Origin of the sequence: Paeniroseomonas aquatica, assembly GCF_030409335.1 — a bacterium.
In the GTDB taxonomy this organism is placed as follows: domain Bacteria; phylum Pseudomonadota; class Alphaproteobacteria; order Acetobacterales; family Acetobacteraceae; genus Belnapia; species Belnapia aquatica.
This window is the reverse complement of record NZ_JAUFPN010000118.1, coordinates 1-637: the sequence shown is the minus strand read 5'-3', so window position 1 is coordinate 637 and position 637 is coordinate 1. Positions and strand designations below refer to the sequence as shown.

The window sequence follows — 637 nt, the reverse complement described above, 5'->3', positions numbered from 1 at the left end:
ACCGTGGCCGCCGAGTTCATCGGCGGCGGCCTCCTTGGAGGCTGGCTGGGCATGAAAGCGGCCTGCCACCTCTCCGCTCAGCGCGACACGCTGAGTCGCGTATTCGCGGGCCTCATCTTCGTCGTTGCCTTCTACATGATCTGGCGCTCGGTGGGACACGCATGAGCACGCATTCGAGTCACAAGGGAGGCCTCGCCATGCCGGATCGAACATCAGCTGTGGCTCTTGAAGTGGATGCCCTTGCTGACAAGGCATCCTTTACCTTCAAGACGACAGTGAGGGACCGAGCATTGCAGTCCGGCGAGGTCCGTTACGAGGTGGTGGTGGTTGGCGGCGGTGCGGCTGGCATCGCCGTGGCCGCCAGCCTGAAGGCACGCGAGCCGGACCTCGACATCGTCATCATCGACCCGTCGGATGCCCACTACTACCAACCCGGCTGGACCATGGTGGGCGCCGGAGTGTTCACGCTCGCCTCGACGGCGCGGACTATGGCTTCGCAAATTCCGTGCGGGGTCCACTGGATCAGGACATCAGTCACGGCGTTCGAGCCTGAGAAACAAGCAATTATCCTCGAGGACCAGCAAGTCGTCAGGTATGGCAGGTTGGTTGTAGCTCCCGGTCTCATGCTGGATTGGCA

General features: G+C 62.3%; 1 protein-coding gene. It reads left to right on the top strand.

Annotated elements, in window-relative coordinates:
- Nucleotides 1-161 precede the first annotated feature (161 nt).
- Nucleotides 162-637 (top strand): NAD(P)/FAD-dependent oxidoreductase (locus tag QWZ14_RS10830; protein ID WP_290316669.1); only part of this gene is annotated, 476 nt, incomplete at its 3' end.